This is a genomic window from Mesorhizobium sp. B3-1-8 (assembly GCF_006439495.1).
Classification (GTDB): domain Bacteria; phylum Pseudomonadota; class Alphaproteobacteria; order Rhizobiales; family Rhizobiaceae; genus Mesorhizobium.
The window spans coordinates 198709-217902 of sequence record NZ_VFTK01000003.1; the positions used below are offsets into that span (position 1 = coordinate 198709).

The window sequence follows — 19194 nt, forward strand, 5'->3', positions numbered from 1 at the left end:
CGCATTTCGGCCGGGCCAATTCTGGAGGCATTGATGCTCGACCCCAAGAAGCTGCTCGACGACCTTCTCGGCTCGCAAATTCCCGGCACCGGATCGACCGTCCGCGACAAGGCGGGGCAGGCGGTGCAGATGGCGAAGGACAATCCGCTCGCCGCCGGCGCGCTTGCCGCCGTGCTGCTCGGCACCGGCACCGGCCGGCAGGTGACGGGCGCGGCCATCAAGCTCGGCGGCCTGGCGGCGATCGGCGGCCTCGCCTACAAGGCCTACCAGAACTACAAGAACGGCGCGGAGCCGGCCCAGGCGCCGGCGTCCGGCGAGCCGGAGTTGCTGCCGCCGCCCGCCGATACCGCCTTCGATCCCTCGCAGGCGCCGCAAGGCGAAGCCGAGTTCACGCTGACGCTGGTCAGGGCGATGATCTCGGCGGCGAAGGCCGACGGCCATGTCGATGACGACGAGCGCAGGAAGATCGCCGACAAGCTCAAGCTCGCAGGCATCGGCGCCGAAGCGGAAAAATTCCTGCTCGCCGAGCTCGAAAGCCCGCTCGATCTCGACACGCTGGTCGCCGGCGCCAAGACCGATGCGCAGAAGCTCGAGCTCTACACCGCCTCGCGGTTGACCATCGATCCCGACACGCGCGCCGAGCGCGGTTATCTCGACCTGCTCGCCGGCCGCCTCGGCCTGCCGGACGCCCTGGTCGATCATGTCGAGGCGACGGTTTCGGCTGCCAAGGTGCCGGCGGGAACGGCGCCCAATTCACCGTGGTGATTCGGCGTGGTAAACGTCCTTCGGGGACGCCTTGCCGTCCGTTAACTTCTCGTTAACCCAGCAAGCGCATCATTCTAACCAGTCGGACCGGCTTTTCCTCCTCCCAAGCGCGGTTCAGATCGGGGCGGTCGCTAATGGCCGCCCTTTTTGTTGACCTCTTCTTTATCACCAACAGCTGCTTGCCATGACCCATGGCATTTGCGATGCCACGTTCTTCCATCCATGACCGGGAGGACGACGATGACAGCCATAGCACAGAAGACCGCCATCGTTACCGGCGCCGGCACCGGCATCGGCAAGAGCGTCGCGACGGTGCTGCTCAAGGCAGGCTGGAACACGGTGTTCTGCGGCCGCCGCAAGAAAGTGCTGGAGGAGGCGATCGCCGAGGCGGGGAAGACGCAATCCAAGGCATTGGCCGTCGCCTGCGACATCAGCAAGGCCGACGAGGTGGACGACATGTTCGAGACCGTGCTCGAGGCCTTCGGCCGCGTCGACTTGCTCTTCAACAATGCCGGCATGGGTTACAAGTCGACGCCGATCGACGAAATCCCGGTCGAGGTCTGGAACGACGTCGTCGGCGTCAACCTCACAGGCTCGTTCCTATGCGCCCGCGCAGCCTTCGGCGCCATGCGCCGGCAGAAGCCGATGGGGGGCCGTATCATCAACAACGGCTCGGTGTCGGCCTATGCGCCGCGCCCCGGCTCCGCGCCCTATACGGCGACCAAGCATGCGATCACCGGGCTCACCAAGACGCTGGCGCTCGATGGCCGGCCCTTCGACATCGCCTGCGGCCAGATCGACATCGGCAATGCGCTGACCGAGATGGCGCAGCCGATGACGGTCGGCGTGCCGCAGGCCAATGGCTCGATCGCCGCCGAAGCGGTGATGGATGTCGAGCGCGTGGCCGATGCGGTGCTGCACATGGCGAGCCTGCCTCTCGATGCCAACGTGCTGTTCATGACGGTGATGGCGACGAAGATGCCGTTTGTCGGGCGCGGGTGAACGCCCGACGGGTCACTTTTTCAGAAAAGCCTCGATCCGTTCCAGCGCGCGCAGGATGTTCTCCTCGGAATTGGCATAGGAAAGCCGGATATAGCCTTCGCCGAGAACGCCGAAATCGGGGCCGCCGATCAACGCCACGCCGGCATCCTCCAACAGCGCCGAAGCGAGCTTCTTGGCCTTCCAGCCGGTTTTCGAGACGTTGGGGAAGGCATAGAAGGCGCCCTTCGGCGTGATGCAGGAAATGCCGGGGAGCGCGTTCAGCCCCTCGACCACGATCTTCCTGCGGTTGTCGAAGGCGCGCATCATCTTCTCGACATCGTCCTGCGGGCCGTCGATCGCCGCGATGCCGGCAAACTGGCTCGGCGCGTTGACGCAGGACCAGCAGTTGACCGCCAGCTTGCGCACCTTGTCGTAGAGATGCGCGCCCTTGTCGCCGTTCGGCCAGATCGACCAGCCCATGCGCCAGCCGGTCATCGCCCAGGTCTTCGACCAGCCGTTGAGCACGATCAGCCGATCACGAATTTCGGGGAAGTTCAGCAGCGAGCAGTGAGTCTCGCCGTCATAGGTCATGACGTCGTAGATCTCGTCCGACATGATAGCGACCTGAGGGTGCTTCTCCAGGCCCTTGACCAGCTTCTCGATCTCGGCCCGCGGAGTGACGCCACCGGTCGGATTGGCCGGCGAGTTGAGGATGAGCAGCCTGGTCTTCGGCGTGATCAGCGCCAGTGTCTCTTCCGCCGAGAAGGCAAAGCCGTTTTCCTCGCGGATCGGCACCGGCACCGGCGTGGCGCCGGTGAACTCTATCATCGAGCGGTAGATCGGAAAGCCGGGATCGGGGTAGAGGATCTCGGCGCCCGCCTCGCCGAACATCAGAATCGCAGCAAACATCGTCGGCTTGCCGCCCGGCAGGATCATCACATTCTCGGGCGACACCTCGACGCCGGTGGTGGTCAGCGTGCGGCGCACAACCGCCTCGCGGGTGGCTAAAAGGCCGTTGGCCGGCGTGTAGCCATGGTGGCCGTCACGCAGCGCCTTGATCGCCGCCTCGACGATGTGCTGCGGCGTCTTGAAGTCGGGCTGGCCGATGCCGAGGTTGACGATGTCGCGCCCCTGATGGGCAAGCGCGGTGGCCCTCGCCAGCACCGCGAAGGCATTTTCCTCGCCGAGACGGTCGAAGGCCGCGATCGTGTGGAGCATTTTTCCCGTCCCTGTGGTTCTTTCTGTGAGCGAGCGTTTTTGTGACGGTCCGCAGGTAAAAGTCAACGGATTGGAGTGGCCGGTGTCGGAAGATCTGAAGAATTGGCAGCCGCGTCCGCGGCCGGAACGCAAGGTGTTCGAAGGCCGTTATGTGCGCCTTGAGCCGTTCAGCGCGGCAAAGCATGGCGACGGCCTCTATGAAACCTCGTCCGTCGCCGATATCGATGGGCGCTTCGCATGGCTGCCGGACTATCCGCCGAAAAGCCGCGCCGCCTTCCAGCCATGGCTCGACAAGGCCGAGGCGCTTGAGGATCCGCTGTTCTTCACCGTCATCGACAAGGCAAGCGGCGAGGTCGCCGGACGACAGACGCTGATGCGCATCGATGCCAACAACGGCGTCATCGAGATCGGCAACATCTATTGGGGACCGTTGATCTCGCGCAAGCCGGCGGCGACCGAAGCGCAGTTCCTGTTCATGAAATACGTCTTCGACGAGCTCGGCTATCGCCGTTACGAGTGGAAGTGCAACAACCGCAACGAGCCGTCGAAGCGCGCGGCCGAGCGGTTCGGCTTCAAGTTCGAGGGCATCTTCCGCCAGCATTTCGTGGTCAAGGGTGAAAACCGCGATACGGCGTGGTATTCGGTCATCGACAAGGAGTGGCCGACACTGCGAAAAGCCTATGAGGCCTGGCTCGATCCGGCAAATTTCGATGCCCAGGGAAGCCAGAAACGGCGGCTTGAAGATTTCCGCGCCGAGTTCGGCGCGTAGATCATGATCCTGAGAGCCGGGAAACCGGTTTTCAGGACCATGGTCGGCAGACAGGAGTTTGGCGATGGCGCATGACCATGCTTCGCACGACCACGGCCCGGCCGGTCATAGCCACAGCCATGGAGCCGGGCATGTGCATGGCTCAACCGACAAGAAGCGGGTGCTGATCGCTACCTGTTTGACCGCCGGCTTCATGGTCGCCGAGGCGCTGGGCGGCTGGCTTACCGGGTCGCTGGCGCTGGTCGCCGATGCCGGGCACATGCTGGCTGACGCCATCGCGCTCGGCCTTGCCTGGTATGCTTTTCATCTCGCCGGGCGTCCTGCCACCGGCCGTCTCACCTATGGCTTCGCCCGGGTGAAGACGCTGGTCGCCTACACCAACGGCATCGCCATCTGCGTCATCGCGCTTTGGATCGTCTACGAGGCCTGGGGCCGGCTGATGCACCCGGCGCCAGTGCTGGGCGGGCCGATGCTGGTGGTCGCGGTGGCAGGCCTTCTGGTCAACATCGCCTCCTTCTTCGTACTGCATGGCGGTGATCGCGAGAGCCTCAACATGCGTGGCGCCATCCTGCATGTGCTGGGCGATCTGCTGGGCTCGGCCGCGGCCATCGTCGCCGCCATCATCATCCTGGCGACGGGCTGGACGCCGATCGATCCGATCCTGTCGGTGCTGGTGTCGCTGCTCATCCTGTCGACGGCATGGTCGCTGATGCGCGAGGCGGCCCACGTCCTGCTCGAAGGCGTGCCGGCCAGGCTCGACCGCGACGTGATCGCCAGGGACATCGAAGGCGCGGTCAAGGGCGTGCGCGAGGTGCATCACATGCACGTCTGGTCGCTCGACGGCACCTCCAACATGGCGACGCTGCACGCTTGCCTGAACGACGGCGTCGATGCGCATGTAGCGGTGAGCGCCATCAAGAAACGGCTTGCGGCCAAGCACGGTATCGAGCATGCCACCGTCGAACCCGAATTCGGCCAATGCGCGGACAGCCATGACGAGCACGATCATCATCATGATCACGACCACGCACATGATGCGCCGCGTGATCGCCGGCACTATCACTGACCGCGGCCTGATGACAAAACCGAGCAGCCTCGACATGAAGAACGCCCGCTGATGGATCGTGACACCCGCAACGCCGCGGCCGCCGCGGCGGTGATACTGGTTGTGTTCGGCCTCGCCGCCTATTTCCTGCCGGTCATCATGCTGGCCGCTGGCAAGGTATCGACGGTGCTGGCGGCCGTTATCGCCGTGGTCTTCATGGTCGGACTGTTCGTCGTCCTGTGGCTGCGCGGACGCAGCCAGCGCAAGAAAGGTCTCTGAAGATGAGAATACTGATCACGGGCGCCGCCGGCATGGTGGGCCGCAAGCTTATCGCGCGCCTGGCCAAGGACGGCGCCTTGCGCGGGCGAAAAATCACGGCGCTCGACCTGCACGACATCGTGGCGCCGCAGGCGCCGGTGCTCGTGGGCGTGGATGTCTCGGTCCACACCGGCGATCTTTCCGCGCCCGGCGCCATGGCCGCTCTCGTGGCTCCCCGCCCGGATGTGATCTTCCATCTGGCCGGCATCGTGTCGGGCGAGGCGGAGGCCAATTTCGACCTCGGCTACCGCGTCAATCTCGACGGCACGCGCGCGCTGTTCGACGCCGTGCGGCTGGCGGCGTTCGCGCCGCGCCTTGTCTTCACCTCGTCGATCGCCGTGTTCGGCGCGCCGTTCCCGGAGGTCATCCCGGACGAATTCCATCCGACGCCGCTGACTTCATACGGCACGCAGAAGCAGATGAGCGAAGCGCTGCTTGCCGACTATACGCGGCGCGGCTTCTTCGACGGCATCGGCATCCGGCTGCCTACGATCTGCGTCCGCCCCGGCAAGCCGAACAAGGCAGCGTCGAGTTTCTTTTCCGGCATCATCCGCGAGCCGCTCGCTGGCCAGGAGGCAATCCTGCCGGTGCCGCGCTCGGTGCTGCACACCCATGCCAGCCCGCGCTCGGCGGTCAATTTCCTCATCCATGCTGCCGAAATCGACGGCGACAAGGTCGGACCCCGCCGCAACCTCACAATGCCGGGCGTCGCCGTCACCGTCGGCGAGCAGATCGAGGCGCTTGAGCGCATCGCCGGCCCCGAGGTCGTGAAGCGGATCCGCGAGCAGCCCGACGAGATCATCTGGGCGATCGTCAAAGGCTGGCCGACACGGTTCGAAGCCAGGCGGGCGAGGGAACTGGGCTTTGCCGCCGAGAAGAATTTCGACGAAATTATTCGCGCGCATATCGAGGATGAGCTGGGCGGGAAGATCGCCTGATGTCTGTCGATACCAGGTGATGCTGAGCTGATCCGCAGATCGACCCAGCTTCGGCCACTGCTTTTGATCAGACGCCGCCCGACAGGCTGGCCGACAGAAGCAGCAGCCCGGCCAGGAAGATGAAGGCGGCGCCGCCGATCTCGACGATGGAGTGGATGCGGTTGCCGATGCGTCCGTCGCCGGCGAAATAGATCGCCCAGTTCTTGGCCAGCACGGCGATCGTCGCCAGCGCCGAGACGGTGATCGCGGTGCCGATCGACATCGCCAGCACGGACAGCAGGCCACCGAGCCAAAGCCCGTTGAGCAGCGCGAAGCTCAGCACGATCAGCGCGCCGGAGCAGGGGCGGATGCCGACGGCGGCGACCGCCGACCAGGCCGTGCGCCAGTCGAAGCGGTCGCCCGACAGCATTGCCGGATCCGGCGCATGCGAATGGCCGCAGGTCTCGCAGACTTCGCCCGGGCCGTGGTCGTGATGGGCGTGGTCATGCATGGCGTGATGGTGACCGTGATCATGGGCGTGCGCATGCGAATGGCCATGATGATCATGATCGTCATGCACGTGCATGGTACGGGAATGCGCGGCGTGCGCATGTGCGTGGGAATGGCCCGCATGCGAATGCCCGCCATGCGAATGGCCGGCATGGGCCGCCGACAGGCTGTAGGCGGGCGCTCTGCCAAACAGGCGCAGCACCGACGGACCGAGCTTGCGCCACAGCAGCCAGGCGCCGAACAAGGTGACCAGCACAAAGCTGGAGATTTCGAGGAACCAGGCGGCGTCGGTCATCGAGATCGCGGTGCCGCGCAGCACGAAATAGGCAAGCATCATGACGACCACCGCCGTCAGGCCCTGCAGCAGCGCCGAGACGAAGGAAAGCAGGATGCCGCGCCGGAGCGCGACTTCGTTGGCGATCATATAGGAGGAGATCACCGCCTTGCCGTGGCCGGGGCCGGCGGCATGGAAGATCCCGTAGGCGAAGGACAGGCCGATCAGCAGCCAGAGCTTGCTGCCGTCCTGGCGCATCGCCTTCATGGCGGCGGCGAGCGAATGGTAGAATCCCTGCTGCTGGAGATTGATCCACATCAGGATATGGGCGAACGGCCCCGTGGTGGTTGGCGCCATGCCGTCATTGGTGCCGATGCCGAGCGAGCTTTGCGCGTGCGCGACGACGGGCAAATGGGCGATCACCAGCGTGGTGGCCAGCAGGACGAGCGCTAAGCGGATATTCGTGGGATGCCCCACGAATATCCGCTTAGATTCCCTTGTTTGTCGCAGGGTCCGATCGCAAACCCGTAGGGCACTTTTGCGGAGCCTGCTTGCGCGCAGCGACGGTTTCATCACCAAATCATCCTTCCGGCGGGCAGTCCAATTCGAGCTTGGTAGCGAAGATCTTGCTCATGTCGGTGCCTGTCGGATCGTTGAAGAACGCGTCCGTCAGGGTTTTCTGGTTTTCCTTGATCGCCTCGTCCGGATCCGGCCGGATGACCTTCTTGGTACAGGTCGAGGGCAGGCCTTCGACGGTGAGGTTGGTGTCGTCGGTGAAGTCGATCGCCGTATAGAAGGTCGGATCGTAGACGCCGATGTCGATCTTGCCGGCGAGCTTGATCGGCGTCTTCGGCTGTGACTCGAACAGGATGATCAGCTGGTCGTTGTCGAAGTTCGCCATCAGATGCGGCGGCGGGACCATCGGCACGTCCTTGCCGTTCTGGGTGACGAGCTGGAAGTAGTTGAACTCGGCCAGCGAGGAATGGACGGTGTCGGCCACTTCCTTGAGCTCTTTGTCGTCAAGCTTCAGATCGGAGTTCTTGTCGAACTCCATCATCACTGTACTCGAAAACAGGTCATCGAAGCGCCAAAGGTGGCGCAGCGCCGTCACACTTTGGTGATCCTGGCTGAGGATGACGTCGAGGCGGGCCTCGGCGAAGACATGCGGGTGCACCTCGGCCGGCTCGACCGCTGCGAATGTCGCCGCCACGACCGAAGCCAGCATGGTTGCTTGCCGTTTCAGATGCATTCCGGGCCGCGATTCCATCGATTTCGGGAGCGAGCCCCAGAGTTGACAGAAAGCGGGCGAAATTGGGACGCGCCTCAGCTTCTTTTCGACGCGTGCCGTTGCATGCGTCCGGGAGACATGCATCAGACGGTGTCGCGCGTCTTGAACCACTGCACCAGGAAATCGACGAAGACACGCACCTTGGCTGGCAGATAGCGGCGGTGCGGGTAGACGGCGAAGATGCCGGTGCCGGCCGGTATACGGTCGTCGAGCGCGGTGACCAGCTTGCCGGACGCGACGTCGGGAGCAGCGATGAAATCCGGCAGCATGGCGAAGCCCAGACCGGAGAGCGCGGCGGCTCTTGCCACGATCGGGCTGTTGACCTCGATCGGGCCTGAAACAGCGACGCTCATGGAATCCTCGCCCTCGCCCTTGAAGCGCCAGTTGGCCAGCGAGCGGCCGTTGGTGTCGACGATGCAGGGCATGTTGGCGAGATCCTGCGGACGTGTCGGCTTGCCATGTTTGGCGATCAGTTCCGGCGACGCGCAAAGCCTGACCGAAAACGGCGCCAGCCGCCTGGCGATGAGCGAGGAATTCTCCAGCCGCGAGATGCGCACGGCAAGGTCGAAACCTTCCTCGACAAGGTCGACGAAGCGGTCGTCGAGATGGACGTCGAGCACGATGTCGGGGTGCTGCCTGGCGAAGTCGACCAGCGACTGACCGATCGGCGCGTCGGCGAAGGTGCGGGCGGCCGACAGCTTGATCCTGCCGCGAACGTCGCCGGAAGATTGGCGCACCGCCTCGGCCAGGTTGTCGACCTCGCGCACGATTTCGGAGGCGCGCTGATAATAGGTGTGGCCGGCTTCGGTCAGCGAGAACTGGCGCGTGGTGCGGTTGAGCAGCAGCGCGCCGAGCTCGTCCTCCAGCTCGCGCACATATTTCGACAAGAGCGCCTTGGAGCGGCCGATCTTGCGCGCGGCGGCCGAAAAGCCTTCCGCCTCGACCACGTCGATGAAGGCGCGCATGCGCGTCAATGTATCCATGGTCAGACCTTTCGTGCCGCGTCGAGAATCTTGCGGCCGAGCCGTATCAGGGCAACGTCGCTGCCGGAAGGCCCGAGCAGTGACAGGCCGAAGGGTGCGCCGTCGACGGAGCCGATCGGCAAGGTGATCTGCGGAAAGCCCGAAAGACCGGAAAGGCACAAAAGATGCAGCGCCCTTTCGCGATAGGCCTTGAACTGTTCCGGCGTGCCCGCGGCGAGCGGCGCCGCGCCGGGAACGGTGGGCAGGACGAGGAAGCCGTTGTTGCCGAGCAGCGCGCCGAACTCGGCCCGGAACGCCAGCCGGCGCGCGGCTTCGGCCGCGGCGGCCCTGGCGTCGATGGTGCGGCCGAAGCCGAAACGCTCCTCGACGCCGGGGCTCAGGCGGCCGCCGGCCGAGATCCAGGGACCATGCTCGCGCCAGGCCTCGAAGGCCTGCAAGCGGCGAAAGCACCAGTAAAGCTCGTCGGGGAACGAGGCAAAGGCGTATTCGGTCTCCACGGGCTGGCCGATGACGCCGGCGGCCAGCGCCTTCATGCGTGCATATTCGGCGGCTTCCGCCGGCCCCATGACGAAGGCATCCAGCCAGCGGATCGACAGCGGGCGGTTGAGCGGGTGCTGGTGCGGATCGCGGCCGAGCAAAAGCTTGCCGACCGTCTCATAGGTTTCGATGTCGTCGGCGAACCAGCCGAAGGTGTCGAAGCTCGACGCCAGCTTCATCGCGCCGTCGAGCGGGATGCGGCCATGGGTGGTGCGCAGCCCGATCAGGCCGCAGAAGCTCGCCGGCGCGCGGATCGAGCCGCCGGTGTCGGAGCCGGTGGCGATGTTCGCCAGCCCGCCGGCAACCGCGGCCGCCGAGCCGGAGGAGGAGCCGCCGGTGACCCGATCGGGCGCGGCGGGATTGACCGGGTAAGGGAAATGCGCGTTCTGGCCGAACAGCGAGAAAGCCAGCTCGTCGGTTTGGGTCTTGCCGACGAATCGCGCGCCGGCATCGAGGATCGTCTGCACCGCTTGCGCCGTGCGCGAGGCGGCATGCGCCTCCGCGAATCTCTGCGGGTTGCCGCAGCCGGTGCGGTAGCCGGCGACGTCATAGATGTCCTTGACGGCCAGGTGCAGGCCGGCGAGCGGGCCCAATTCCGCATTCGCCACAGGCATTTGGCGCAGATCGAGGAAGGCGTTAAGCGGTCCTTGAGTTCCTGGCATCGTTCGATTTCCGGATACAGTGCGACAAACATTGTTCGATGCCAGAAATTTTACAACCTGCGCTTACGATTTTTATTGATTGTGAAACCCTTCGCTCCTATATCGCGCTTGCCCAAAGTCGCACGTGCCTGTGGGTGTCCGCCGATCCTCGAATGGTGAGGGCAATCGGTAAGGTAACTGGAGCCAACCCCTCCAGTCGGTCAGTGGCCAACCACAAGACCGAGGACACCTTGAAGCAACGACGGTGCGGGCCTTTCTGGTTCTCTTCCGGTTGTCCAAAGACCGGGGTTACTAAAGAGGCACACCTTCATTGCCGGCAGTGCGGACGGGTTTCCCATCCAAGCCAAGGCAGACAAAGCGAACCGAGGCCGGGCAAGGCCAAGGTTCACCGCCGCGAGACGGCGTTTCATGGTTCCGGGGTCTCCACCGGCTGGTTCCATGGATTTCCGTCCCGCCTTTGTCCACCGCGTGTTCGCGAGGCCGACAGCCCGCGTCCCGCAGCCTTATTGCGCGCCGAAAGGCGTTATGGAGAGACCCCGATGGCCACCCAGCGCATCCTTGATTTCCTCGCCACCCGACGTCCGAACGGCCCCTGCCTCGTCGTCGACCTCGATGTCGTGCGCGACAATTTCCGCGCTTTCGAGAAGGCGTTGCCCGATTCCAAGATCTACTATGCGGTGAAAGCAAATCCGGCGCCGGAAATCCTGCGCCTGCTTGCTGCGATGGGCTCGTCCTTCGACACCGCATCGGTTGCCGAGGTCGAGATGGCGATGGATGCCGGCGCGCCGGCGGACCGCATTTCCTTCGGCAACACCATCAAGAAGGAGCGTGACATCGCACGCGCCTACCAGCTCGGCATCCGCCTGTTCGCCGTGGACTGCGTCGAGGAGGTCGAGAAGATCGCCCGCGTCGCCCCCGGCTCGCGCGTGTTCTGCCGCGTGCTGACCGACGGTGAAGGCGCCGAGTGGCCGCTGTCGCGCAAGTTCGGCTGCGTGCCGGCGATGGCCGTCGACGTGCTGCGCCATGCGAAGGGCCTCGGCCTCGACGCCTATGGCGTGTCGTTTCATGTCGGCTCGCAGCAGACCGACCTGACGGCCTGGGATCGCGCGCTGGGCGACGCCAAGAAGGTGTTCGCGACGCTCGCCGAGGAAGGCATCGTGCTCAAGATGGTCAACATGGGCGGCGGTTTCCCGACCCGTTACCTGAAGGACGTGCCGGTGGCCCAGGCCTATGGCCAGGCGATCTTCTCGGCGCTGCGCAAGCATTTCGGCAACGCGCTGCCCGAAACGATCATCGAGCCGGGCCGGGGCATGGTCGGCAATGCCGGCGTCATCAAGTCGGAAGTCGTGCTGATCTCGAAGAAGGCCGACAACGACAATGTGCGCTGGGTGTTCCTCGACATCGGCAAGTTCGGCGGTCTCGCCGAGACGATGGACGAGGCGATCCGCTATCCGCTGGTCACCCGCCATGACGGCTCGGAGACCGCGCCTTGCGTGCTCGCCGGCCCGACCTGCGATTCGGCCGACGTGATGTACGAGAAGACGCCTTATCCGCTGCCCTTGTCGCTGACCATCGGCGACGAGGTGCTGATCGAAGGCACCGGAGCCTACACGACCACCTACTCGGCGGTTGCCTTCAACGGCTTCGAGCCCCTCCGATCCTACGTGATCTGAGCGGCTCGCAAAGGCCGCTCAGATCATCCCAGGTGGGCGCCGTCGCCCACCCGGGCTCGCTTGTGGGACAGATCTCCGCTCGTGAAGGATCGCGGACATGGAATACCTGACCAAATCGGCCTTCGCGGCCACTGAAATTGCCCCCTCGTCCGGACCGTCGGCTGAGCTTTTCTCCGCGGGGGAGAATGGCTCGACGGCAGTGCTTCTTGGCGCATTTTCTTACGGCGAACCGGTTTCCACTTCGCCTGAAAATGCGTTGGCGCCCTCCCTGGTCCTCCGGGCACAGGCTGGCTCGCGCGGCGCGCCGGACGAGGGAGCCGCCCAGGCGCCTGCCTTCGTCATCCTTGGCGAAGGCGCGGGCGACGTTGCTGCACGCGAAGCGCTGCTCGACCGCGCCATGGGGCCGAAGCGCAGGAAGAAGTCATCCGAGAAGCTGCGACGCGGCCGCCGGCCCTCGGAAGGCCTGGCCTTTGTCGCGCGCGATCCCTCGGGCGCGATCGTCGGCACGGTGCGACTGTGGGATGTGAGGCTGGGCGAGGGCGGTCCGTCGGCGCTCCTGCTTGGCCCGCTCGCGGTCGAGCCGGGATTGAAGAGCGGCGGCATCGGCTCGGCGCTGATGCGGCATGCGACCGCCGAAGCCGCGCGGCTTGGCCATGGCGCGATCCTGCTCGTCGGCGACGCGCCCTATTACGGACGGTTCGGCTTCTCGGCCGACCGCACCGGAGCGCTTGCCATGCCCGGCCCCTATGAGCGGCACCGGCTTCTGGCGCTGGAGCTGAAGGAAGGCGCGCTGGACGGCGCCACGGGCACGATCAAGGCCGCCGGCCGCAAGATCAAGGAACAGGTGCCGGGCTTTGTCGCTTGAGTCTTGTTTTCACGCAATTCCGGACGGAAAACCGTTACGCACTTTTCCTGGAATTGCTCTAGGTCCGACAAAACAAGAACGCCGCCCATCGGGCGGCGTTTTGCTTTTTGCGAAGGTTAGCCGAGCAACTGGCTGAGCGCCATGGCGACGGTCATGTCGCCTTCGACCTTCAGCTTGCCGGCCATGAAGGCCATGGTCGGGTTGAGGTCGCCGGCAATCAGCGAATCCAGATCGTCGAGCGACAGCTTGATCGTGCAGTCGGCCGGCGCGTCGGTGGTCGAGACGGTCGCGCCGTCGATGACGATGACGCCGTCGCCGCCAGTGTCGAACTTGACGGAATGCTCGAAACCGGCGCTTGTCACGCGCGACTTGATCTTGTCGGCAATCTCCTGAACGCCCATGGCGGTTCTCCTCGTTGGTTGCGTTGACGCGCACCGGCGCTTGGCCGCTGGGCGAGGTAGACGCGCCGCGCTCTAGCGCGACCACAGGCGCATATAGCTTCGAGTTGACGTTAACGTCAACGCGGTCACCTTGCGTCATATCGCGTAGGGGAGCTGGGCCATGCCCATCGCCGCCGGAGGGCGGCCAGGCGGTCAATGCTCCGGCGCTGCCTGGAAGGGCTTGGTCATCGCCGCCGCGGTTTCGCCGGCATTCCTGCGGCGGCGAAGCGCGTTGTCGCGGATATCGTCCTTGGAGAGGAAATTGACCTGGTCGATCAGCACCTCGTGCACCAGCTCGACGCCGACCCGGCTGTTGATGGTGTCTCGGATCGACTTGCGGAAGACGTCGAGATCGATCGATTCCTTCTTGGTGAAATCGATCTGCGGGTTGGAATAGAGATAGGAATAGACTTGGTCGGTCATCAGCGCCTGCGCCGGGACCGACAGCTTCTTTATCTGTTCCGGCTCCACCGTGTAGACCAGCTTGGTGAGGAAATAGCCGTCGATCGTGCCGTCGCGCAGCAACGGCACCGAGATCATGTCGGTCTTGACGTAGTCGAGGCCGCCCAGCATCGGCTTCGGCGGTTCGGCCGCGCCGCGCTGGCCGGCCGCCTGGAAGGAATAGAAGACCGCGCCGAGCGTCACGGCGCAGATCCACAGCGCGGCGGCGATGAACTTTATCACCGGGTCTGTCCTTGCGCCTTGATCATCTTTGTCAGGCTCGCGCCATTCCGAACTCGCCGGCCGAATAGGTGCCGTCTGCATCGGCGCGCTGGATGGCGTTCCTCAGAAGCGTGGCGACCTCGTTGACCGCGTTGAGATGGGCGAGGATCGCCGCCTCGTTCCTGGCCAGCTTCTGGCGCAGCCGCAGCAGGCCTTCGCGATGCTGCTCGAGGAATTCGATCTCGTTGGCGCCCTTCAAGGCGCGGTTCAGCTCGTAGAGGTATCGGCTCTTGCGCGCGTTCGAGGCCTTGAGGTCATAGGCCGTTCCGCTGCGGATGCCGGCGGTCTCCTCGTCCACGACTTCCTCGATACGGCCGATGATGGCGGCGAGGTTGCCGGGTCGTGCGGCGGCGGGCGCCTCCATTGCGTTGGTGCGTGCGGGAAGGTTGGAAAGGTCCGTTTGGTCGGCCATGTAGGTCCCTAGATCTTGATGTCCGTTTTTATGGTTGTGTCGTCGCCCGTCATCGACCGTGCGGCTTTGCGCTCAAGCTGCTCGATCATCGAGGTCGAAAGCCTGGTCTGCTGGTCGATCTCGGTTTTCTGCTGCCCCCCGGCAACAGGGCCAACCGGCACCTTGTGCTTGCCGTCGAGATAATGGTCGGCGAGCATCGATTTGGCGATGCCGATGCCGCCATGCGCGGCCATGACATCGGCCACCTTTTCGGCCAGCTGCGACTTCCACATGTCGCCGGCCAAGCCCTTGCCGTAAACGCCCTCGGTGTCCTTGGGCATCATGTTCTGGATAAAGGTCGTCAGCACCATCGCCTCGAAGCGCTGGAACTTCTTCGCCGGATTGGCGGCTTCCGCCTTGTCGGCCGCCGCGCGCGAGAGGATGGAGCCGGCATCGACCGTCGCGGATGGATCGAGAGCGAACGATGCCGAGGCGCCATTCGCTCGTCTGGCAAGCGTCGCGCGCGCGGCCTCGACATCGGCCGGTTCCGCTGCGCGGGCAACGTCCATGACGATGTCGCTGGGTGGGGAAATGGCCAAGAAAGTCCGCCCTTTGCCGTTTTTGTCATCCGCACAATGACTGAACAAGCTTGTGGCAGGCTTGCGGGAGGTCAGCCTTCGTCCACTCGCTTCTGCGTGATGAGATCGAGCCGCTCGCGGTCAGAGCGCTCGCGCTCGTCGCGGCGGCGCACGTCCTTGTAGGCACGCTCGACCATGTTGGTGCGCGCCGTCGCGGTGGCGATCAACGCGGCTTCCTGGCGGGCGTCTTCCAGGTTCTTTTTCTGGCGCTCGAGCGCGCCGGTGATGCGGCGATGATAGATTTCCGGAAAGAGAGCGCCCAGCGAGGCGCCGGTGTCGAAACGCTCGATCAGGTCCCTGGCCTCAGCTTCGGCCTTGACGGCGGCGGCGAGGAAGCCGGCATGGCGGGTTTCGTGCAGCGCCTTCAACTGCTGCTGCACCTTGACCAGTTTCTTCAGGCGGTCCTTTCGCGCGGTCATTGAGCCTATCTCGCCAGCGTGAGGTCGACGAAGCCGTCGACGAACAGCGACAGCAAGGTGCCGACGGCGAAATAGAAGATGATCATGCCGCCGGCGATGACGAAGGGCAGCGAGATGAAATAGACCGGGATCTGCGGCGTCAGCTTGTTGACGAAGCCGATCGTCAGATTGACCAGGATGGCATAGGCGACGAAAGGGCTGCCGAGCCGAATGACCAGGAAGAAGGCGTCCGACACGGTGTCGGTGACGTCGACCAGCGCCGCCTGCGGGTTGAAGAGCACGTTGACCGGAGCGACCTGATAGGAGGCGACGAGCGCCTTGACGATCTCGTGGTCGAAGTCGAAGACGAAGAGCAGAAGCAGCGCCGAGAACGAGATGATGGCGGCGAGCGCCGCCTGCGGTTCCGGCTCCTCGATCGCCGGCCCACCCGAGCCGCCATAGCCGATCAGCATGGCGATGGCCGAACCCATGAAGCGCAGTGCCTCCATGTAGAGCCTGGTCATGGCGCCGATCAGCCCGCCGACCAGCAACTCGGAGACGATCATGGGCGCCAGGACCTGCGGGCGCGGATCGACGAACGGGTAGATGCGGTCCCACAGGAAAGCGAGCAGGCCGCCGGTGGCGGCGATCGACACGAAGAGCCGGATCTGGACCGGCACGCGGGCGCTCGACAGGCCCGGCATCAGCATGAAGCAGGCGCCGATACGGCAGAAGGCGAGGAAGGCGGCGATGACGACGCCTTGCGAGAGCGCGTTCACGAGATGGTCCCGAGCACCTTGATCTCGACGCCCTTGGCGATCTCGACATGGCTGAGAACGGGAAGCGTCGTGAACAGCCGCTCGATGATCATGCGCACATAGGGACGCGCGTCGGGCGCGGTGACGAGCACGAAGCGCTCGCCGGCCTCGAGATGCTTGCGGATCGCCTTGGTGGCGTCCTGGCCGAATTCCTCGAGCTGACGCGGATCGATGTCGAACTCGCGCACCTCGCCCTTGGCGTCGCGCTTGAGGCTCTGATGGAAGGCGAGATCCCAGCGATTGCCGAGGCGCAGCACCTTGAGCGTGCCGCCTTCGGAGAGGTCGCCGCAGATCTGCTGCGCCATGCGGATGCGCACATGCTCGACGATCTGCTCGGTGCGGCGCACATGCGGCGCGATCTCGGCGATCGCCTCGATGATCAGATGCAGGTTGCGGATCGAGACGCGCTCGGCGAGCAGCAGCTTCAGCACCGCCTGCAGGCCGGGATAGGAGATGTGCGAGGTGCAGATCTCGTCGGCAAGTTTGCGGTATTCCGGATCGAGCCGCTCCAGCAACGCCTTCATGTCCTTGTAGGATAGAAGCTGCGGCAGGTTGTTGCGGATGACTTCCGAAAGATGGGTGAGCAGCACCGACATGTTGTCGGCGAAGGTGAAGTTCTCGCGCTTCAGGTCCTCGGCGAAGGTTTCGAGCACGGAATAGGCGCGCATGCCGAAGGCCGGCTCGCGGATTTCCTCGCCGGGGATCTCCGGCACGCCGCGCGTGCCGAGCAGCACCATGATCTCGCCGACGCGCATCTGGTATTCGGCGACCACAGTGCCGTGCACCTTGATCTGATAGCTCTTCGGCGGGATGGCGAAGTCGTCGGCGACGCGCACCTCCGGCACCACGAAGCCATATTGCTGGGCGAATTTCTTGCGCATCTTCGACATGCGGAACACCAGTTCCTGATGCGCCACCATCAGCCTGGTCGAAAGCTGCTTGCCGATCAGAAGCTCGATCTCGGCGGTGACCAGCGAGGCCTTGACCGAGTTCTTCTCCTCCTCGACCTTGTTCGCCTTCTCCTGCGTCTTCAGGGCTTCGGCGGCGGCGCGTTCGTGGCTCTGGCGCAGCGGGATGATGTAGCCGAGGCCGGCCATGCCGCCGGCAAGCGCGAAGAAGGGGAACAGCGGAAGGCCGGGCATCAGGCCGAGGATGACCAGCAGCGAGGCCGCGACGTAAAGCGCGCGCGGATGCGCGCCGAGCTGACCGAACACCGCCTGGTTGGTTGAGCCGCGCGTGCCGCCCTTGGAGACGAGCATACCGGCGGCGAGCGAGACGATGAGCGCCGGGATCTGGGTGACGAGGCCGTCGCCGACCGACAGCTTGATGAAAACGTCGGCCGCCTGGCCAAGACCCATGCCGTGGCGCAGATAGCCGATAGCGATGCCGCCGACGATATTGATGGCGGTGATGATCAGGCCGGCGATGGCGTCGCCGCGCACGAATTTCGAGGCACCGTCCATCGAGCCGAAGAAGGAGGATTCCTCCTCCAATTCGCGGCGGCGCAGCTGCGCGGTCTTCTCGTCTATCATGCCGGCGGAAAGGTCGGCGTCGATCGACATCTGCTTGCCGGGGATGGCGTCGAGAGTGAAACGCGCGCCGACTTCGGCGATACGGGTCGCGCCCTTGGTGATGACGATGAAGTTCACCACGATCAGGATCATGAAGACGATGAGGCCGATGACGAAGTCGCTCGACATCACCAGCTTGGAGAAGCCCGAGATGACGTAGCCGGCGGCATGCGTGCCCTCGTTGCCGTGCGACAGGATCATGCGGGTGGTGGCGATGTTGAGCGACAGGCGCAGCATGGTGGCGATCAGCAGCACGGTCGGGAAGGACGAGAAGTCGAGCGGCCGCTGGATCCACAGCGCCACCATCAGGATCAGCACCGAAAGCGCGATCGAGAAAGCAAGGCCGATATCGATGAGGAAGGCCGGGATCGGCAGGAACAGCACTGCCAGGATGAAGACGATGCCCAGCGCGAAGAAGATGTCGCGGCCGTTCTTGACCGCCAGGCCGGACGGGAGTGTTTCGCTGATCGCCATATCGTCCTCAAATCCAGGGCCGCCACGCACAGGGCAGGCCCTTGACCGTAACTCTCCAAGCTTGCGCGAAGGTGGGAGAGTGGCTACGGGACCTGGCCACGATCTTGCGAAAGGATGGCAGATGCTCCTGATCACCGGCACGATCCGGCTGCCAGCCGACAGGCTCGACCAGGCAAAGCCGGCCATGCAACGCATGATCCTGGCGAGCCGCGCCGAACCGGGCTGCCTCGGCTATTCCTACGCGCAGGACGTGCTGGATGCCGGGCTCATCCATGTCTCGGAGGCCTGGAGCGACCGTGCAGCGCTCGAAGCGCATTTCAAATCGGCGCATATCGCCGAATGGCGCGCGAGTTGGGCGGAACTCGGCATCGGCGACCGCAAGCTCACGCTTTACGAAACGGACTGCGGCGCGCCGACCTGATCGTCAGAGGCATTTACGGCTGTGCCGCATCCGCGGTTGCGACGGCGACCAGCCAGCGCCGCACGGCACGCTCCTCCTCGGCGGAGAGGCCGGCGGTGAGCTCGCCTTCCAATTTGTAAACCCGCTCTCGGCATTTCTTCAGCAAGGCGCGGCCGCTGTCCGAAAGGTCGAGATGCTGGATACGGCCGTGGACGGCATGGGGCCGACGGAGGAGGGAACCGGCCTTTTCCAGATTGCCGACAATCACGCTCACCGTCTGCGGCGTCAGCACCGCGAGCCGGGCCAGATCGGCATTGGATAGGCCGGGATAGGCCGAGATCATGGTGAGGGCCGCGAACTGCGCCTGTGTCACGCCGAATTCATCCAGCGCCCGCTCCACCTTCAGGCGGTAGGCGCCAGCCGCTTGGCGCAGCAGATAGCCCAGATAGCCTTGCTCGCCGCGCTTGCCTTCACCGGCGGACGGAATGGATGGATTCCCCTTGCGCATAATATCATAGCTCTTATATGTTGTTCGT

General features: G+C 64.6%; 22 protein-coding genes. 9 read left to right on the forward strand and 13 right to left on the reverse strand.

The window, feature by feature from the left end:
• The first annotated feature begins 33 nt into the window (after positions 1 to 33).
• Positions 34 to 765 (forward strand): tellurite resistance TerB family protein, encoded by a 732-nt coding sequence (locus tag FJ424_RS04370; RefSeq protein WP_140651538.1) that lies wholly within the window; start codon positions 34 to 36, stop codon positions 763 to 765.
• Positions 766 to 1005: 240 nt separating this feature from the next.
• Positions 1006 to 1767 carry an SDR family oxidoreductase gene (locus FJ424_RS04375; protein ID WP_140651540.1) on the forward strand — a complete coding sequence of 254 codons (762 nt, stop codon included), beginning with the start codon at positions 1006 to 1008 and terminating at the stop codon, positions 1765 to 1767.
• A 12-nt stretch (positions 1768 to 1779) separates the two neighbouring features.
• On the opposite strand, the gene FJ424_RS04380 is transcribed toward FJ424_RS04375, so the two are convergent.
• Positions 1780 to 2964 carry a pyridoxal phosphate-dependent aminotransferase gene (locus tag FJ424_RS04380; RefSeq protein ID WP_140651542.1) on the reverse strand — a complete coding sequence of 395 codons (1185 nt, stop codon included), beginning with the start codon at positions 2962 to 2964 and terminating at the stop codon, positions 1780 to 1782.
• A gap of 82 nt (positions 2965 to 3046) precedes the next feature.
• On the opposite strand from FJ424_RS04380, the gene FJ424_RS04385 reads away from it, so the two are divergent.
• From FJ424_RS04385 to denD, 4 genes are all read left to right on the forward strand, one after another.
• On the forward strand, positions 3047 to 3733 hold the full coding sequence (locus FJ424_RS04385) for a GNAT family protein (protein WP_140642218.1): 687 nt from the start codon (positions 3047 to 3049) through the stop codon (positions 3731 to 3733).
• Positions 3734 to 3797: 64 nt separating this feature from the next.
• A complete protein-coding gene (locus FJ424_RS04390) occupies positions 3798 to 4799 on the forward strand; it encodes a cation diffusion facilitator family transporter (RefSeq protein WP_181181974.1) in 1002 nt (333 codons plus the stop codon).
• A 51-nt stretch (positions 4800 to 4850) separates the two neighbouring features.
• Positions 4851 to 5057 (forward strand): hypothetical protein, encoded by a 207-nt coding sequence (locus tag FJ424_RS04395; protein ID WP_140642214.1) that lies wholly within the window; start codon positions 4851 to 4853, stop codon positions 5055 to 5057.
• A gap of 2 nt (positions 5058 to 5059) precedes the next feature.
• The gene (denD, locus tag FJ424_RS04400; protein ID WP_140651546.1) at positions 5060 to 6034 is read left to right on the forward strand and encodes a D-erythronate dehydrogenase; all 975 of its coding nucleotides are present in this window, start codon (positions 5060 to 5062) and stop codon (positions 6032 to 6034) included.
• A gap of 67 nt (positions 6035 to 6101) precedes the next feature.
• On the opposite strand, the gene FJ424_RS04405 is transcribed toward denD, so the two are convergent.
• The 4 genes from FJ424_RS04405 to FJ424_RS04420 form a co-directional block, all read right to left on the reverse strand.
• Positions 6102 to 7274, reverse strand: a complete 1173-nt coding sequence (locus FJ424_RS04405) for a nickel/cobalt transporter (RefSeq protein WP_246677137.1) — start codon at positions 7272 to 7274, stop codon at positions 6102 to 6104.
• Between the two features lie 103 nt (positions 7275 to 7377).
• Positions 7378 to 8046, reverse strand: coding sequence for a DUF1007 family protein (locus FJ424_RS04410; protein WP_140642208.1), 669 nt, complete (start codon positions 8044 to 8046; stop codon positions 7378 to 7380).
• A 122-nt stretch (positions 8047 to 8168) separates the two neighbouring features.
• The gene (locus FJ424_RS04415) at positions 8169 to 9068 is read right to left on the reverse strand and encodes a LysR family transcriptional regulator (RefSeq protein ID WP_140651550.1); all 900 of its coding nucleotides are present in this window, start codon (positions 9066 to 9068) and stop codon (positions 8169 to 8171) included.
• A 2-nt stretch (positions 9069 to 9070) separates the two neighbouring features.
• Complete coding sequence (locus tag FJ424_RS04420; protein WP_140651551.1) at positions 9071 to 10267, reverse strand: amidase; 1197 nt, start codon at positions 10265 to 10267, stop codon at positions 9071 to 9073.
• A gap of 539 nt (positions 10268 to 10806) precedes the next feature.
• Between FJ424_RS04420 and odc2 the strand changes: the two genes are divergently transcribed.
• Positions 10807 to 11940, forward strand: coding sequence for an ornithine/lysine decarboxylase (gene odc2 / locus FJ424_RS04425; RefSeq protein ID WP_095817118.1), 1134 nt, complete (start codon positions 10807 to 10809; stop codon positions 11938 to 11940).
• A gap of 340 nt (positions 11941 to 12280) precedes the next feature.
• Entirely contained in the window at positions 12281 to 12805 is a 525-nt protein-coding gene (locus FJ424_RS04430) for an N-acetyltransferase (RefSeq protein ID WP_246677141.1), read from the forward strand.
• A 116-nt stretch (positions 12806 to 12921) separates the two neighbouring features.
• Here FJ424_RS04430 and FJ424_RS04435 read toward each other — a convergent pair whose 3' ends face one another.
• From FJ424_RS04435 to flhA, 7 genes are all read right to left on the reverse strand, one after another.
• On the reverse strand, positions 12922 to 13206 hold the full coding sequence (locus tag FJ424_RS04435) for an SCP2 sterol-binding domain-containing protein (RefSeq protein WP_140651553.1): 285 nt from the start codon (positions 13204 to 13206) through the stop codon (positions 12922 to 12924).
• Between the two features lie 192 nt (positions 13207 to 13398).
• A complete protein-coding gene (locus FJ424_RS04440; protein ID WP_140651555.1) occupies positions 13399 to 13929 on the reverse strand; it encodes a hypothetical protein in 531 nt (176 codons plus the stop codon).
• A 31-nt stretch (positions 13930 to 13960) separates the two neighbouring features.
• Positions 13961 to 14380: a hypothetical protein gene (locus FJ424_RS04445; protein ID WP_140651557.1), complete on the reverse strand. Its 420-nt coding sequence runs from the start codon at positions 14378 to 14380 to the stop codon at positions 13961 to 13963.
• An 8-nt stretch (positions 14381 to 14388) separates the two neighbouring features.
• Positions 14389 to 14958 carry a rod-binding protein gene (locus FJ424_RS04450; protein ID WP_246677138.1) on the reverse strand — a complete coding sequence of 190 codons (570 nt, stop codon included), beginning with the start codon at positions 14956 to 14958 and terminating at the stop codon, positions 14389 to 14391.
• Between the two features lie 71 nt (positions 14959 to 15029).
• Positions 15030 to 15416: a hypothetical protein gene (locus FJ424_RS04455; RefSeq protein WP_140651559.1), complete on the reverse strand. Its 387-nt coding sequence runs from the start codon at positions 15414 to 15416 to the stop codon at positions 15030 to 15032.
• Between the two features lie 5 nt (positions 15417 to 15421).
• The gene (fliR, locus tag FJ424_RS04460) at positions 15422 to 16174 is read right to left on the reverse strand and encodes a flagellar biosynthetic protein FliR (RefSeq protein ID WP_140651561.1); all 753 of its coding nucleotides are present in this window, start codon (positions 16172 to 16174) and stop codon (positions 15422 to 15424) included.
• On the reverse strand, positions 16171 to 18258 hold the full coding sequence (gene flhA, locus FJ424_RS04465; protein ID WP_140651562.1) for a flagellar biosynthesis protein FlhA: 2088 nt from the start codon (positions 18256 to 18258) through the stop codon (positions 16171 to 16173). The genes fliR and flhA overlap by 4 nt, the downstream gene beginning before the upstream one ends.
• A gap of 121 nt (positions 18259 to 18379) precedes the next feature.
• Between flhA and FJ424_RS04470 the strand changes: the two genes are divergently transcribed.
• On the forward strand, positions 18380 to 18679 hold the full coding sequence (locus FJ424_RS04470; RefSeq protein ID WP_140651564.1) for a putative quinol monooxygenase: 300 nt from the start codon (positions 18380 to 18382) through the stop codon (positions 18677 to 18679).
• 13 nt (positions 18680 to 18692) lie between these two features.
• On the opposite strand, the gene FJ424_RS04475 is transcribed toward FJ424_RS04470, so the two are convergent.
• The gene (locus tag FJ424_RS04475) at positions 18693 to 19166 is read right to left on the reverse strand and encodes a MarR family transcriptional regulator (RefSeq protein WP_140651566.1); all 474 of its coding nucleotides are present in this window, start codon (positions 19164 to 19166) and stop codon (positions 18693 to 18695) included.
• Positions 19167 to 19194: the final 28 nt, after the last annotated feature.

Excerpts from the sequence above, each read along its gene's own strand:
- FJ424_RS04410 (WP_140642208.1), bottom strand. The coding sequence starts at position 8,046 with ATGCATCTGAAACGGCAAGCAACCATGCTGGCTTCGGTCGTGGCGGCG.
- FJ424_RS04470 (WP_140651564.1), top strand. The coding sequence starts at position 18,380 with ATGCTCCTGATCACCGGCACGATCCGGCTGCCAGCCGACAGGCTCGAC.
- FJ424_RS04435 (WP_140651553.1), bottom strand. The coding sequence starts at position 13,206 with ATGGGCGTTCAGGAGATTGCCGACAAGATCAAGTCGCGCGTGACAAGC.
- FJ424_RS04415 (WP_140651550.1), bottom strand. The coding sequence starts at position 9,068 with ATGGATACATTGACGCGCATGCGCGCCTTCATCGACGTGGTCGAGGCG.
- denD (WP_140651546.1), top strand. The coding sequence starts at position 5,060 with ATGAGAATACTGATCACGGGCGCCGCCGGCATGGTGGGCCGCAAGCTT.
- FJ424_RS04380 (WP_140651542.1), bottom strand. The coding sequence starts at position 2,964 with ATGCTCCACACGATCGCGGCCTTCGACCGTCTCGGCGAGGAAAATGCC.
- FJ424_RS04455 (WP_140651559.1), bottom strand. The coding sequence starts at position 15,416 with ATGACCGCGCGAAAGGACCGCCTGAAGAAACTGGTCAAGGTGCAGCAG.
- FJ424_RS04420 (WP_140651551.1), bottom strand. The coding sequence starts at position 10,267 with ATGCCAGGAACTCAAGGACCGCTTAACGCCTTCCTCGATCTGCGCCAA.
- FJ424_RS04445 (WP_140651557.1), bottom strand. The coding sequence starts at position 14,380 with ATGGCCGACCAAACGGACCTTTCCAACCTTCCCGCACGCACCAACGCA.
- FJ424_RS04390 (WP_181181974.1), top strand. The coding sequence starts at position 3,798 with ATGGCGCATGACCATGCTTCGCACGACCACGGCCCGGCCGGTCATAGC.
- FJ424_RS04395 (WP_140642214.1), top strand. The coding sequence starts at position 4,851 with ATGGATCGTGACACCCGCAACGCCGCGGCCGCCGCGGCGGTGATACTG.
- FJ424_RS04370 (WP_140651538.1), top strand. The coding sequence starts at position 34 with ATGCTCGACCCCAAGAAGCTGCTCGACGACCTTCTCGGCTCGCAAATT.
- FJ424_RS04375 (WP_140651540.1), top strand. The coding sequence starts at position 1,006 with ATGACAGCCATAGCACAGAAGACCGCCATCGTTACCGGCGCCGGCACC.
- FJ424_RS04475 (WP_140651566.1), bottom strand. The coding sequence starts at position 19,166 with ATGCGCAAGGGGAATCCATCCATTCCGTCCGCCGGTGAAGGCAAGCGC.
- flhA (WP_140651562.1), bottom strand. The coding sequence starts at position 18,258 with ATGGCGATCAGCGAAACACTCCCGTCCGGCCTGGCGGTCAAGAACGGC.
- odc2 (WP_095817118.1), top strand. The coding sequence starts at position 10,807 with ATGGCCACCCAGCGCATCCTTGATTTCCTCGCCACCCGACGTCCGAAC.